Annotated in this window: 12 protein-coding genes; 4 read left to right on the top strand and 8 right to left on the bottom strand. The window is 71.9% G+C overall.

The annotated features are described in order from the left end of the window. Window positions 1-289: 289 nt before the first annotated feature. A complete protein-coding gene (locus tag ACFY4A_RS16795; protein ID WP_390830181.1) occupies window positions 290-1255 on the top strand; it encodes an NADPH:quinone reductase in 966 nt (321 codons plus the stop codon). Window positions 1256-1456: 201 nt separating this feature from the next. Here the strand turns inward: ACFY4A_RS16795 and ACFY4A_RS16790 are convergent, their stop codons facing one another. The 5 genes from ACFY4A_RS16790 to ACFY4A_RS16770 all read right to left on the bottom strand — a co-directional run bounded on the left by ACFY4A_RS16790 (window position 1457) and on the right by ACFY4A_RS16770 (window position 7134). Continuing rightward, a complete protein-coding gene (locus tag ACFY4A_RS16790) occupies window positions 1457-2071 on the bottom strand; it encodes a dihydrofolate reductase family protein (protein ID WP_390830180.1) in 615 nt (204 codons plus the stop codon). A 152-nt stretch (window positions 2072-2223) separates the two neighbouring features. Then, window positions 2224-3339 (bottom strand): allantoicase, encoded by a 1116-nt coding sequence (gene alc, locus ACFY4A_RS16785; protein ID WP_390830179.1) that lies wholly within the window; start codon window positions 3337-3339, stop codon window positions 2224-2226. Window positions 3340-3344: 5 nt separating this feature from the next. After that, window positions 3345-4691: an allantoinase AllB gene (gene allB, locus ACFY4A_RS16780; protein ID WP_390830178.1), complete on the bottom strand. Its 1347-nt coding sequence runs from the start codon at window positions 4689-4691 to the stop codon at window positions 3345-3347. A 178-nt stretch (window positions 4692-4869) separates the two neighbouring features. Beyond that, window positions 4870-5595 (bottom strand): aspartate/glutamate racemase family protein, encoded by a 726-nt coding sequence (locus tag ACFY4A_RS16775; RefSeq protein WP_390830177.1) that lies wholly within the window; start codon window positions 5593-5595, stop codon window positions 4870-4872. A 54-nt stretch (window positions 5596-5649) separates the two neighbouring features. After that, window positions 5650-7134, bottom strand: coding sequence for an NCS1 family nucleobase:cation symporter-1 (locus ACFY4A_RS16770; RefSeq protein WP_390830176.1), 1485 nt, complete (start codon window positions 7132-7134; stop codon window positions 5650-5652). Window positions 7135-7370: 236 nt separating this feature from the next. Between ACFY4A_RS16770 and ACFY4A_RS16765 the strand changes: the two genes are divergently transcribed. Then, the gene (locus tag ACFY4A_RS16765) at window positions 7371-8174 is read left to right on the top strand and encodes an IclR family transcriptional regulator (protein WP_390830175.1); all 804 of its coding nucleotides are present in this window, start codon (window positions 7371-7373) and stop codon (window positions 8172-8174) included. A 186-nt stretch (window positions 8175-8360) separates the two neighbouring features. Here ACFY4A_RS16765 and ACFY4A_RS16760 read toward each other — a convergent pair whose 3' ends face one another. After that, entirely contained in the window at window positions 8361-8675 is a 315-nt protein-coding gene (locus tag ACFY4A_RS16760; RefSeq protein ID WP_390830174.1) for a DUF5955 family protein, read from the bottom strand. Window positions 8676-8868: 193 nt separating this feature from the next. On the opposite strand from ACFY4A_RS16760, the gene ACFY4A_RS16755 reads away from it, so the two are divergent. Both ACFY4A_RS16755 and aceB read left to right on the top strand, forming a co-directional pair. Further along, a complete protein-coding gene (locus ACFY4A_RS16755) occupies window positions 8869-9468 on the top strand; it encodes an NTP transferase domain-containing protein (protein ID WP_390830173.1) in 600 nt (199 codons plus the stop codon). Between the two features lie 222 nt (window positions 9469-9690). Further along, window positions 9691-11316 (top strand): malate synthase A, encoded by a 1626-nt coding sequence (gene aceB / locus ACFY4A_RS16750; protein ID WP_390830172.1) that lies wholly within the window; start codon window positions 9691-9693, stop codon window positions 11314-11316. Between the two features lie 61 nt (window positions 11317-11377). On the opposite strand, the gene ACFY4A_RS16745 is transcribed toward aceB, so the two are convergent. Next, entirely contained in the window at window positions 11378-12292 is a 915-nt protein-coding gene (locus ACFY4A_RS16745) for a HipA family kinase (RefSeq protein ID WP_390830171.1), read from the bottom strand. Window positions 12293-12334: 42 nt separating this feature from the next. After that, window positions 12335-13828 carry an IucA/IucC family protein gene (locus tag ACFY4A_RS16740; RefSeq protein ID WP_390830170.1) on the bottom strand — a complete coding sequence of 498 codons (1494 nt, stop codon included), beginning with the start codon at window positions 13826-13828 and terminating at the stop codon, window positions 12335-12337. Window positions 13829-13861 lie beyond the last annotated feature (33 nt).

The raw sequence follows: 13861 nt of genomic DNA, 5'->3' as shown, positions 1-13861 counted from the left end.
GCACGGCGCCCGCACACCAGCCCACCGGCCGACCGACGACTCCCGGCCGACCGACAGGCACGGACCCGGTGGCAGGCACGGCGCCCGCACACCAGCCCACCGGCCGACCGACGACTCCCGGCCGACCGACAGGCACGGACCCGGTGGCAGGCACGGCGCCCGCACACCAGCTCACCGGCCGCACCGGCTCACCGGCCCTACCGGCCCACCAGCCCACCGACCCGCCGCCGGAGTCGCCGACGCGCGCCGCAGGGGACGCCCGCCACGCCCGGTGGGAGAATTGGCGATCATGCGTGCCGCTTATGTCGAACGGCTGGGGCCGCCCGACGTCATCCGCTTCGGCGAGTTGCCCGCTCCCGTGCCGGGGCCGGGCGAGGTGCTGGTGGACGTGCTGGCCACCACGGTCAACCCGGTGGACACCTTCGTCCGCTCGGGGCTGTTCCGCACACCGCTGCCGTTCCCGTTCGTGGTCGGACGTGACCTGGTGGGCACGGTGGCGTCCGCGGGCTCCGGTTTCGCCGTCGGTGAGACGGTGTGGTGCAACAGCCTGGGCCACGACGGCCGGCAGGGAGCGGCAGCCGAACAGGCCGTGGTGCCCGCCGACCGCCTCTACCGGCTGCCGGGGGGCGTGCGCCCGGAGGAGGCGGTGGCCGTGTTCCATCCCGCCGCGACCGCCTATCTGGCCCTCTTCACGTACGGCGGGCTGCGCCCCGGTGAGACGGTCCTGGTCGGTGGCGCGGCCGGCAACGTGGGCAGCGCGCTGGTGGAGTTCGCGCACCGCGCGTACGCGCGTGTCCTCGCCACGGCCGCGCCGCGCGACCACGAGCACGTCCGCTCCCTGGGCGCGGCGGAGGTCGTGGACTACCACGCCCCCGATCTCGCGGCGCGGCTGGCGAGGCTCGCTCCGTCCGGCGTCGGCGTCCACGTCGACACCTCGGGACGCAACGACCTGAGGACCGCGGTCGGCCTCCTCTCCCACCGCGGTCGCGTCGTCGTCCTGTCCGGCGCCCGCGACGAGCCGACCCTTCCGGTCGGTCCGCTCTACATGAAGGACGGCTCCCTGCGCGGCTTCGCCATCTCCAACGCCACGGCCGCGGAACTGGCCGAGGCGGCGGCCGCCGTCAACGACCTGCTGGCCTCCGGCGGGCTGCGGCCCCGCTCGGTCGAGTACCACCCCCTGAGCGCCGCGGCGCAGATCCACCAGCGCATGGAGCGCGGCGAACTCCACGGCCGGCGCGTGGTGCTACGCCCCTGACCCGCGCCCGTCCGGATCCTCCCCGTCACCGGCGTCCCGTTCCGCCGGCACGGTCGCCCGGGCGACCCGCCGCCGGGCCAGGAGCACGGAAACGGGGTGGCCGACGACGACGGCCACCCCAGCCCGACGAAGTGGACGCCACTCAGGTGTCAATGACAAGCCCGAGGAATTTACCGTCCAGTTCGATGAATTCGCGGGAAGTCAATCCATGTAGGAGCCGTACCGGGGGCGGCCCGCGACGTCGTACGACTGGATGGACACGCCCGTCTCGGTGACGCGGCCACCGGTGTGCGTGAAGGCGGTCGGGACGGTGCCCTCCGCGAACAGGCGGCGCCCGGCGCCGAGTACGACCGGGAACGTCAGCAGATGGACCGTGTCGACGAGGTCCAGGGCCAGCAGGGAGTGGGCGAGGGCGCCGCTGCCGTGGACCTGGAGCTCGCCGTCGGTGCGCTCCTTGATCGCGGCGACCTCCTTGGCCAGGTCCCCGGAGATCACGGTGGTGCCCTGCCAGGCGGGATCGGTCAGACTCGTGGAAGCCACGTACTTCGGCAGGCCGTTGAGGCGGGAGGCGATCGGGTCGGCGGGGTCGGTCACGTTCGGCCAGAACGCGGCGAAGATGTCGTAGGTACGGCGGCCGAGGAGGAAGGCGCCGGCGCGGTCGAACACCTCGGCCATGAACCGGCCGAAGCCCTCGTCGCCGTACGGAACGCTCCAGCCGCCCTGCGCGAAGCCGTCGCGGTCGTCCTCCCTGGGACCGCCGGGCGCCTGGTGGACGCCGTCGAGGCTCACGAATCCGGTGACGACGAGCTTGCCCATGATGGGTGCCTCTCTTTCGGTGGGGTCTTCCAGTGCGTTTTTCCGTCACCGTTCAGACCCCACCGGCCCCCCAAACTCATCGGCCTCCGGCGAACCCGGTGGGCGGGGCGTGCCGGTCCGTGCGGCCGGCCCGCCCCGCGGCTACGGACGGGTCAGCCGCCCAGTTCCTGGTGGCGGGCCGCCAGAGCGGCCGCGCCCTGCTCGGTCAGTGCGCCGAACAGGCGGAGCCGGGAGATTCCTCCGTCCGGGAAGATGTCCACGCGCGCGTGCGTGCCGACGGCCGCCGCGGGCAGTACGAAGCGGTGGTTGGTGTCGGGCTGGAGACGGGTGCGCGGCAGGATCTCCGTCCACTCGCCGTCCTCGCCGTCCTTGACGGAGACCGACGCCCAGCCGGCGCTGTTGCCCTTGAGGTAGGCGGTGTCGATCTCCAGGGCGCGGATCTCGGTGTGCCCGGCGAGGCGGTAGCTGATCCAGTCGTTGCCCTGGTCGCGGCGGCGGCGGGTCTCCCAGCCGTCGTCCATCTTGCGGGAGCGGCCCGGCTGGATGGTGTTGGTGGCCGGCGAGTAGAAGAGGTTGGAGGCGTCCTCGACGCTGCCGCCGTTCTCCAGCGCCACCACGTCGAAGGTGCCGAGCGCGGCCAGCCACGCGGGGTCGGGCACGACCTCGCCGTACACCCGCAGGCGCGCGATGCCACCGTCGGGGTGCTGCTTGAGACGCAGGTGCGTGAAGCGCTGCTCGGCGTTCACCTCGAAGCCGTTGGCCGCGTGGCCGCCGACCGCGGTGCGCGGGACGAGGGTCGTCCACTTGACGTCGTCGGCGAGGAGTTCCTCGGGCGTGGGGGCGCCGTCGACCGAGGTGCCCTCGACGGAGACGGCCTGCGGGTAGTTGCCGCGGAAGTGGGCGGTGTCCACGACGACGCCGCGGACGACGCCGGGCGCGCCGAGCCGGATGAGCGCCCAGTCGTGGTCGTCCTCGGTGGGCCAGGGGTGCTCGGCCGAGACACCGCGCCGGCGGCGGGTCTCCCAGCCGTCCATGACCTTGCCCTTGTGCCCGAAGTCCTCGGGGTCGAACTCGGCCCGCTCGGGCACCAGCAGGTTCTCGCGCTGGGCGAAGAACTCGTCGTTGGCGGCGATGACGCCCGCGCCGAGCCGGCGGTCGGCCAGGTTGGCGTGCCTGGTGAAGGGGAAGTCGGCCGTACGGTAGTCGGCGTAGGGGTCGCCGCCGCCGTAGGGGTTCGCGTCGCCGGTGAAGCTCAGGGTCGCCGTCACGGTGATCAGTTCGTCCTTTCCAGGAGTCGGCCGGTGGGTTCGGTGAAGTGGTCGTCGAGCGCGGTGGCGTAGATGCGCTCGCCGCGCAGCCAGGTGGACTTCACGACGCCGCGCAGGGTCTTGCCCGCGTACGCGGTGATGCGGTTGCGGTGCTGGAGCGCGGCGGGGTCCACGGTGAAGGTCTCGTCGGTGGCCAGGACCGCGAAGTCCGCGTCCCGGCCGGGCGCGATGGCGCCTTTGCGGTCCAGACCCGCGAGGTCCGCGGTGCGTTCGGACATCCAGCGGACCACGTCCTCGATGCCGTGCCCGCGCCGGGCCGCCTCCGTCCAGATGGCCGACAGGCTCAGCTGGAGCGAGGATATGCCGCCCCAGGCGGTGGCGAAGTCGGACGTCTTGAGATCCACGGTGGACGGCGAGTGGTCGGTGACGACGCAGTCGACGGTGCCGTCGGCGAGGGCGGCCCAGAGCAGGTCCTGGTTGGCGGCCTCGCGAATCGGCGGGCAGCACTTGAACTCGCTGGCCCCGTCGGGCACTTCCTCGGCGGTGAGGGTGAGGTAGTGCGGGCAGGTCTCGACGCTGAGGCGGACGCCCTCGCGCTTGGCGGCGGCGATCAGTGGCAGCGCGCCGGAGGAGGACAGGTGCAGGATGTGCACCCGCGCGCCGAGCCGGCGGGCCAGGGCGATGAGGCCCTCGATGGCGCTGTCCTCCGAGACCTGGGGACGGGTCCGCAGGAAGTCGGTGTACCTCGGGCCGCTCAACTGGGGGGCGAGCCCGAGTTCGTGCGGGTCCTCCGCGTGCACGATGAGCAGTCCGCCGAAGCCCGCGATCTCCGCCATGGAGGCGGTCAGCTGGTCGTGGTTCAGCTCGGGGAACTCGTCGACCCCGGACGGGGAGAGGAAGCACTTGAAGCCGAAGACGCCGGCGTCGTGCAGGGGCCGCAGGTCCTTGACGTTGTCCGGGAGCGCGCCGCCCCAGAATCCGACGTCGATGTGGGCCTTGCTGCGGGCCACCTCCCGCTTGACGCGCAGGTTGTCGACGGTGGTCGTCGGTGGCAGCGAGTTGAGGGGCATGTCGACGAGGGTGGTGATGCCTCCGGCGGCCGCCGCCCGGGTGGCGGTCCAGAAGCCCTCCCAGTCGCTGCGCCCGGGGTCGTTCACATGGACATGGGTGTCGACGAGGCCGGGCAGCAGAGCGTCGTCGCCGACGTCCTCCAGCCACGCTCCCGCAGGCACCTCGGCGTCGTACGGCACTACGGCCAAGATCCGGCCGTCGGCGACGGTGACGGACGCGGGGCGCACGCCCTCGGGGGTGACGACGCGTGTGGAGCGCAGTACGAGCTGTACGTCGGGCAACGGACGCCCCTCCTCTGGTGCTGTTCCTCTATTCACTGTCGCTCACCCGTGAAATTCCGGAGAGCGGAAATGAGTTTCCTGTAGACGGAGTCTTCATGGCCGAACATCTTGAGTCAAGACCCTTCTCGGCGGAGCGGACCTCGTCGCGGCGCCCTGCCCGGGCCTCGCGCGACCTGCGTCAACGCGTGCTCGGAGGCCAGTTGACCATCCGCTTGGGCCGCGGCGGCGCGTAGGTGCGCACCTTGGAGGTGGACAGGCCGAGCCGGACGAGGGATTCGGCGATCGTCACGGCGGCGGTCACCCCGTCGACGACGGGGACCCCGGTGCGTTCGGCGACGCGCTCGGTGAGCCCGGACATGCCCCCGCAGCCGAGGCAGATCACCTCCGCCCGGTCCTCCTCCACCGCGCGGGCGGCCTGTTGGGCGATCGCGGCGACGGCGGCCTTCTCGTCCCGCTCCAGGTCGAGCACGGCGAGCCCGCTGGCACGCACGGAGGCGCACCGGGCGCTCAGCCCGGCGACGTGGAGGCGCTCCTCGATCAGGGGGACCGTGCGGTCCAGGCTGGTGACGACGGAGTAGGAGCGGCCGAGGAACTGGGCGGTGCTCGCGGCGGCCTCGGTGATGTCGACGACGGGTACGTCGAGCAGTTCCTGGAGGCCCTCGCGGCCGTGCTCGCCGTATCCGGCCTGGATCACGGCGTCGAAGGGTTCGGGGTGGGCACGGACGGCCTCCATCACGGCGACGGCGGCGAGGTAGCTCTCGTAGTTGCCCTCCACGGACTCCGCTCCGAAGGAGGGGGTCAGCGGGACGATCTCGGTGCCGGGTGACGCCGCACCCGCCGCCTGCTCACCGATCGAGTCGGTGATGGACTGCGTGGTGTTGACGTTCACGACGAGGATGCGCATGTTCGGCTTTCTGGGTGGTTCTGCTGGACGGCTCGTTCGTGGCTGATTCGCGGGTCATTCCGCGGCGACCGCGATGGCCTCGCCGTCCACGTCTCGGATCAGGGCGTTGCGGTCGGCGATGGCCGCGTAGAGGGCGGCGGCGAGGATGGCCCCGACGAACCACGAGAAGCCGGCCACGGCGTGGAAGACGGGCACCAGGGCGAGGACGACGGCGATGGCCGCGGCGGGCACGAAGGCCCAGACGGCCCGCGGGTTGTAGCCGCGACGGTAGTGGTACTCGCCCTGCGCGTCCTCGGTGTAGAGGTCGGGCACGTTGACCCGGGCCCTGCGCAGCAGCCAGTAGTCCGCCATGATCACGCCGAACAGCGGCCCGAGCAGGGCGCCGAGCCCGCCGAGGAAGTACTCCACCGCGATCGGGCTGTTGTAGAGGTTCCACGGCGTGATCACCAGGCCGGCGATCGCGCTCACCAGGCCGGCCCGGCGGAAGTTCAGCCGGCGCGGGAAGAGGTTGACCAGCGCGTAGATCGGTGCCACGAAGTTGGCCAGCAGGTTCACCGCGACGGTCAGGGCGATGAGGGCGAGCGACGCCGCGGCCAGCAGGATCATGTTCGGGATGGTGCGGACGATGTCCGTGGGGCTGGTGATGATCTGACCGTTGAGCTTGAACTGCGCGCCGCTGAGGACCGCCACGATGACGGCGAAGAAGAGCATGTTCACCGGGATGCCGATGACGTTGCCGCGGACGATGGAGGCACGGCTCCTGGCCGACCGGGTGAAGTCGCAGAAGTTCAGTACGAAGGTGCCGTAGATCACCACCCACAGGGCGGCGCCCTGGAGGATGTGCAGCCACATCGCGCCGCCGGTGAGCGGGGCGCCGTCGGACAGGGAGATCGATCCGCCGGCCCGGAAGAACATCCAGGCGGCCAGGGCGCACATGGTGATCAGGGTGGTGGGCGCGGCGAAGGCCATGTAGCGCCGGATCATCTGCATCCCGTAGCTCACGATGAGCACCTGGAGCAGCCACAGGGCCATGAAGGTGAGCCAGCCGAGCAGGGTCTGACCGAGCACGGAGTGCGACTGGAGGCGACCGAGGCCGGGGAACATGGCCACCAGCAGCGCGCTCAGCACGGAGGAGGCGAGGTAGGTCTGGATGCCGAACCAGGCGATGGCGACGGCGCCGCGGACACCGGCCGGTATCTTCGCGCCCTTGATGCCGAACGCGATGCGGCTCATGACGGGAAAGGGAACGCCCGTCTTGTGTCCCATGAACCCGGACAGGGTGAGCAGGAGGAAGAGCAGGATGGACGCGAGTGCGAAGGCGGCCAGGATGCCCCACACGTTCAGGCCGAGCGCGAACAGACCGATCGCGAAGGCGTAGTTTCCGAGGCTGTGCACATCATTGGCCCAGAGCGTGAAGACGTTGTAGGCGCCCCAGCGGCGCCCTTCTTTCTTCGTGGGGGCGAGATCGTACGTGTACAGGCCGGAACTGGCGGTGTTGCCGGTATCCACGGACGATCGGTCATCCACAGCAGGAGGCATAGGGGGCTCCCGGGAGGGGAAGGTGGGGGAACGTTCGGTGTTTTCCACAGAACGGAAGTAAACTTCCGGTGGCCAGAACGTAGTTTTCACCGAGAGCACCGTCAAGGGTCCGACCGCATTGCAGACAAGGATATGGACAAAACCTTGCTGATCGGCAGGAACGCCCCGTGACGGATCTGGGTGGTCATCCGACCAGGCCGGTAGCATGCGGCCACACCCGCAGAAAGGAATGCGACGTGCCGCCGTCAGACGAGCGCAAGTCCTCCGCCTCCGCCGGCCCCGCCACCACCGGTGGGGTCCAGTCCCTCGAGCGTGCCTTCGACCTGCTCGAGCGGATGGCGGACGCCGGGGGCGAGGTGGGTCTGAGCGAGCTCTCCGCCGCGAGCGGTCTGCCGCTGCCCACCATCCACCGGCTGATGCGGACCCTGGTCGCCTGCGGCTATGTGCGGCAGCAGCCGAACCGGCGGTACTCGCTCGGTCCCCGCCTCATCCGCCTCGGCGAGTCCGCCTCGCGGCTGCTCGGCACGTGGGCGCGGCCGTACCTGGCCCGGCTGGTGGAGGAGACGGGCGAGACGGCGAACATGGCGCTGCTGGACGGGGACGAGGTCGTCTACGTGGCGCAGGTTCCGTCCAAGCACTCCATGCGGATGTTCACGGAGGTGGGCCGCAGGGTGCTGCCGCACTCCACGGGCGTCGGCAAGGCCCTGCTCGCACACACGCCCGACAACGAGGTGCGCGCGCTGCTGGCCCGCACCGGTATGCCGGCCGCCACGGACAAGACGATAACCACCCCGGAGGGCTTCCTGGCAGCCCTGAAGGAAGTGCGCCGGCTCGGCTACGCGGTCGACGACAACGAGCAGGAGATCGGGGTCCGCTGCCTCGCGGTCACCGTCCCCGACAGCCCCACCGCAGCGGCGATCTCCATCTCCGGCCCTGCGGGCCGGGTCACGGACACGGCGACGGAACGGATCGTCCCGGTCCTCCAGCAGGTGGCGAGGGAACTCTCCAAGGCCCTCGCCATCTCGGGCCCGGCGGCCTGATCCTCCTCAAGCCGGCTGCGGGTCCCCCTCCAGCCGGCTGTCGGTCCCCCGGCCGGTCGCCCGTCGGCCGGCGGACCCCAGGCGGGTGCGCCAAGCCACGGTGAAGTCCCAACTGGTGTGCGTCCACGCCTGGTCGGGGATGGAGTCGCGTACCGGGCGGCGGCTACGCCGAGCCTGGCGGAACCATCAATCGCGCGGCGACTCCCCGAACACGTCCACCGCCGCACGCACCTGGGACAGTCCGTGCGCCAGGGCGCTGACCGAGCCGATGGATCCGGCGATCAACAGCAGGCAGCGGCGCAGCCGCGGGATCTCCAAAGTGCCGTGGGCGGCCATCGCGGCGAGCGCGGCCAGTTCGTCCTCGGCGATGGCACGGTCGGGGAACTCCGCCGGATGCGCGGCGAGTTCGCGGCGCAGCCGGGCCACGGCGGTCCGCAGCTCCGTCACCCTGGGATCCTCTTTGCCGCCGGTCGCCGGCCGCCGGTCCAAGCTCCGCAACACAGCCCCTCCCCCTCGCACGCCGTCGTGCGCCGTCCCCTCCGTCGTCCCGTCCGGACATCCCTGTCGAGCGGGTCGGGCGCCGGGGGACGCCGATCAGTAAACGCCACCCGGACCGGGGTGCGCCACCGCGGGGACCGAAATTCAGCCCCCGTACACCGGCACGACCAAGGGGGCGGTCCGGTATGCAGGACCCATGACACGGACAGAGGACGAGATCGCGGGACTGGTGCTGGCGGCGGGTGGCGGGCGGCGGCTCGGCGGGCGGCCCAAGGCGCTGCTCGAGCACCGGGGCCGGCCGCTGGTGGAGCACGCGGTCGGGACCCTGCGGGCGGCCGGATGCGAGCGTGTCCACGTGGTCCTGGGCGCGCGGTCGGCCGAGGTGCGGCAGCTGGCGGCGCCGGCCGGCTGCGTGCTCGTGGAGAACCCGCACTGGGAGCAGGGCATGGGCTCCTCGCTGCGGGCCGGGCTGGACTCCCTCGCCGGTACGGGAGCCCGGGCGGCCCTGGTCCTGCTCGTGGATCAGCCCGGTGTGAGCGCAGCGGCGGTGGCCCGGGTGCGGGCCGCCTACCGGGACGAGGGATCGCTGGTCTCGGCGGCGTACGACGGGGTGCGCGGCCATCCGGTGCTGCTCGGGGCGGCCCACTGGGACGGCGTCGCGGCGAGTGCGACCGGCGACCGGGGGGCACGCGCCTATCTGCGGGCGCACGAGAGATCGATCACCCTCGTCGAGTGCGGGGACGTGGCGCGGGCGTACGACATCGACACCGAGGCCGACCTGGGCCACCTTGAGTGAGCGGGATGGCACCGAGCGCCACCTTCCCTCGACCCGAAGAATCTCGACGTCAACAGACCATTGAACTTCCACCATGAGGAAACTACTATCCACATTTCAGAAGCGCCCGACCCGCCCCCGGGTGCGAGATGCCGTATTCATGGCCATTGGCACCCGGTGCCACGGCATGGCGGCACTGAACGTGGTTCGCTGAAGAAGCTCCCCCGAAGGAAGTGACAGCTCATGTCCGCACCAGCGCCGTCCCCGCTGGCCATCGTCGACGCCGAGCCCCTGCCCCGGCAGGATGAGGTCCTCTCCGACGCGGCGCTCGCCTTCGTGGCCGAGCTGCACCGGCGGTTCACGCCGCGCCGCGACGAACTCCTCGCCCGCCGGGCGCAGCGCCGCGCCGAGATCGCCCGCACCTCCACGCTCGACTTCCTCCCGGAGACGGCCGCGATCCGCGCGGACGGCTCCTGGAAGGTGGCCCCGGCCCCCGCGGCCCTGAACGACCGCCGGGTCGAGATCACCGGTCCCACCGACCGCAAGATGACCATCAACGCGCTCAACTCGGGGGCGAAGGTCTGGCTCGCCGACTTCGAGGACGCCTCAGCGCCCACCTGGGAGAACGTCGTCCTCGGCCAGCTCAACCTGATCGACGCATACACCCGGAACATCGACTTCACGGACCCCGGCTCCGGCAAGTCCTACGCGCTGCGCCCGAACGAGGAGCTCGCCACGGTCGTCATGCGCCCGCGCGGCTGGCACCTGAACGAGCGCCACCTCGTCGACGCGGACGGCACCCAGGTGCCCGGCGCCTTCGTCGACTTCGGACTGTACTTCTTCCACAACGCCCAGCGTCTGCTCGACCTCGGCAAGGGCCCGTACTTCTACCTGCCGAAGACGGAGTCGCACCTGGAGGCGCGGCTGTGGAACGACGTGTTCGTCTTTGCCCAGGACTACGTCGGCATCCCGCAGGGCACCGTCCGCGCCACCGTCCTGATCGAGACGATCACGGCCGCGTACGAGATGGAGGAGATCCTCTACGAACTGCGCGACCACGCCTCCGGGCTGAACGCGGGCCGCTGGGACTACCTGTTCTCCATCGTCAAGAACTTCCGTGACGGCGGGGCAAAGTTCGTGCTGCCGGACCGCAACGCGGTCACGATGACGGCTCCGTTCATGCGCGCCTACACCGAACTCCTCGTGCGCACCTGCCACAAGCGCGGCGCGCACGCGATCGGCGGCATGGCGGCCTTCATCCCGTCCCGCCGGGACGCCGAGGTCAACAAGGTGGCCTTCGAGAAGGTCCGCGCCGACAAGGACCGCGAGGCCGGCGACGGCTTCGACGGCTCCTGGGTGGCCCACCCCGACCTGGTGCCGATCTGCACGGAGTCCTTCGACAAGGTCCTCGGCGACAAGCCGAACCAGAAGGACCGGCTGCGCGAGGACGTCCACGTCGAGGCGGCCGATCTGATCGCGATCGACTCCCTCGACGCCAGGCCGACGTACGCGGGCCTGGTCAACGCCGTCCAGGTGGGCATCCGTTACATCGAGGCCTGGCTGCGCGGGCTCGGCGCGGTCGCGATCTTCAACCTGATGGAGGACGCGGCCACCGCGGAGATCTCCCGCTCGCAGATCTGGCAGTGGATCAACGCAGGCGTGGAGTTCGACAACGGCGAGAAGGTCACGCCGGAGCTGGCCCGCAAGGTCGCCGCCGAGGAACTGGAGAACATCCGCGAGGAGATCGGCGACGAGGCCTTCTACGCCGGTCACTGGCAGCAGGCCCACGACCTGCTGCTCCAGGTCTCCCTCGACGAGGACTACGCCGACTTCCTGACCCTGCCGGCGTACCAGCAGCTCAAGGGCTGACAGCCGCACCGCGTCAAGTGGCCCCAGAACTCTCCGGGGCCACTTCGCGTCGTGACCCGGCTCACCCCAGGTGCACGGACCAGTCCTGCGCCGCGGCCGGTCTGCCGTGCAGGTCGGGGACGCGCTTGAGCCAGTCCGGCCGGCCCGCCCGGGTCCGCGCTGCCCGCCGGGACTCCTCGGCCGCCAGCTCCTCGTGGGTGGGGAAGTCGGTGGGCAGCCAGGCCGGGGACGCCTCGACGCGGGCGGCGAGGTAGTCCACGTAGGCTTGCCGGGCCTCGTCCGGGGAGGCGAAGCCGGGCTCGTCGGCGAGCCAGGCGTCCGGCACCTCGGCGAGGACGGACCGCAGCAGCTCGCGGGTCACCCTGGGGGCCAGTTCGGCGTCGGCGGCCCGCACGTCCGGCGCGTACCGGCCCAGGGCGTGGTGGCGGAAGTCGTAGGCCTTCCCCGGTCCCGAGGCGTCCCAGCGGTGGTGGAAGACCAGGGCCGCGCCGTGGTCGATGAGCCACAGGCGCGGCGGCACGGTCCCGAAGGTCGGCCACACCATCAGGTTCGAGCTGTGGACGGTGCGGTCCACGTTCACGGTCAGCGCGTCCAGCCAGACGACGCGGCCCGCCTCCACGGGGTCCACCGGGAAGTGCTCGGCGACCTCGGGGGTGAAGTCCGCGGCGCCCGGGAGGTAGTCCATGCCGAGGTTCACACCCGGGCTCGCGTCGAGCAGGTCGCGCACCTCCTGGTGGGGTTCGTGCGCGGCGAGCGCGGGGTCGAAGTGCACGAGGACCAGTTCGGGGAACCGCAGTCCGAGGGCGCGCGCCAGCTCGCCCACGATCACCTCGGCGACCAGCGCCTTGCGGCCCTGCGCGGAGCCGGTGAACTTCACCACGTACGTGCCGAGGTCGTCGGCCTCGACGACTCCGGGCACGGAGCCACCGGACCGCAGCGGGGTCACGTATCGAACGGCAGTCACGTCGCGCAGCACACCGGCCAGGGTACGGCAGGCGTCCGGCGCCCCGTCCCGCGATCAGGTCCCCACCAGCGGGTTCGGCACCGGCCGGTAGCGGGCGGCGGCACCGTCGGCGCCCGTCCAGCGCAGCAGCAGGTTCGTCTTGCCGGGCACGGTGGGCGAGGTGAGCAGGGCGGCGGCCTCGGGCAGGTCGTGGCGCGCGAGTTCGCGGCGGGCGGCGGGCCAGGGGTCGAGACCCGGGTGGCGTTCGGCGAGGGCGGCGGCGACCTCACTGAGGTGGTTGACGACCAGGCAGTACACCAGCCGCTCCCATCCGGTGGCCCGGGAGACGTCCGGCAGCAGCTTGACGCCCTCCGCGTCCCGGAAGAGTGCCTGCACGGGCATGCCGGCGGCGTCCACGGCGACCAGCGAGTTCTGCAGGTGGGCCTCCAGGACGACGCCGTGCCGCGCGAAGACCCCGAGGGCGGGGGGTACGACCTGGCGCAGATACGCCTCCCACCACAGCGCCGGGTCCACCGGCCCGTCCAGCGGGTTGCCGTCGAAGCCCTCGGCCAGGGCCGCGGCGAGCAGCGGGGTCGCGCCGGGCACCAGGTGTTCGCCCAGTCCGTCGCGGACGACGACGGCCAGTTCCTCGAAGGCGAAGGCGGCGGTGCGGTAGCCGCGGTCGGACAGCCAGGCCGCCGGGCCCGGCAGGTGGGCGAAGGCGGTCGCGACGGCCGTGTCGGTGCGGCGCAGTTTGCGCAGGTCGTGCCGCCACAGCCGCCGTACGTCGTTGGTGATCCGCACGTCCAGGCTGAACTTCAGGAAGAGGTCCGCGCCGGGGACGTGGACGGTGCGGACCGCCGCCGTCGGCCACACCGCGCGGGCCGTCGTACCCAGCCGCAGCAGCCGCCCGTCGGCGAAGGCCCCGGCGAGGTCGCGGCCCACCAGTTCGAGCTGCCAGGGATGGGCGGGCAGCAGCCGGTAGCCGGGCGGGGCCTGGCCCAGCAGGTCGAGCGCCGAGGTGTCGCCGTCCTCGGCGACCGCGTCCTCGCGCACCCCGAGCAGCACCAGGGGGAAGCGGGCGTGCGCCTCGGGCGCGTACGGCAGCCAGGAGGCGACCGGGCCGCCGCCGCGCGCCTTGGGCGCCGGGTGGTACGGGTGGCCGGTGACGAGCGCCTGCTCGGACCGGATGTACGGGTCCTCCGGCGCCGGCGCGCGGTCGCGGGCGGAGAGCAGCGCCGCCACCGCCTCCCGGCTGTCGATCATCTCGGCGGGCAGTTCGTCGTTGGACAGGCCCGTGTGCCTGCGCAGTTCCTCAGCCACGAGTTTGACCAGTTCCGGGTGCCCGATCCGCTGCCAGCCGCCTGCCGCGTACACCTCCGGTGCGGTGGGCCGCCGCCCGTCACGCACCCGCAGCAGCCGGTCCCCGCCCGGCAGCCGGTACGTCCGCCGCCCGCCCGGGCCCGGGTACGGCCGCGCGACCTCGCGGATCAGGCAGTTCAGCAGGGGCGCGGCCGCGTACGCGTCCGCGCGCTCCGCGATGCCGTCGGTGGGGGGCGTGAGCTCCATGCGTTTTACTCGGTCCGTTCGGTCCATAAGTCC

The organism is Streptomyces sp. NPDC001292, assembly GCF_042896465.1.
GTDB lineage: Bacteria > Actinomycetota > Actinomycetes > Streptomycetales > Streptomycetaceae > Streptomyces.
The sequence above is the reverse complement of the archived record's forward strand: the minus strand, read 5'-3'. Positions and strand labels throughout refer to the sequence as shown.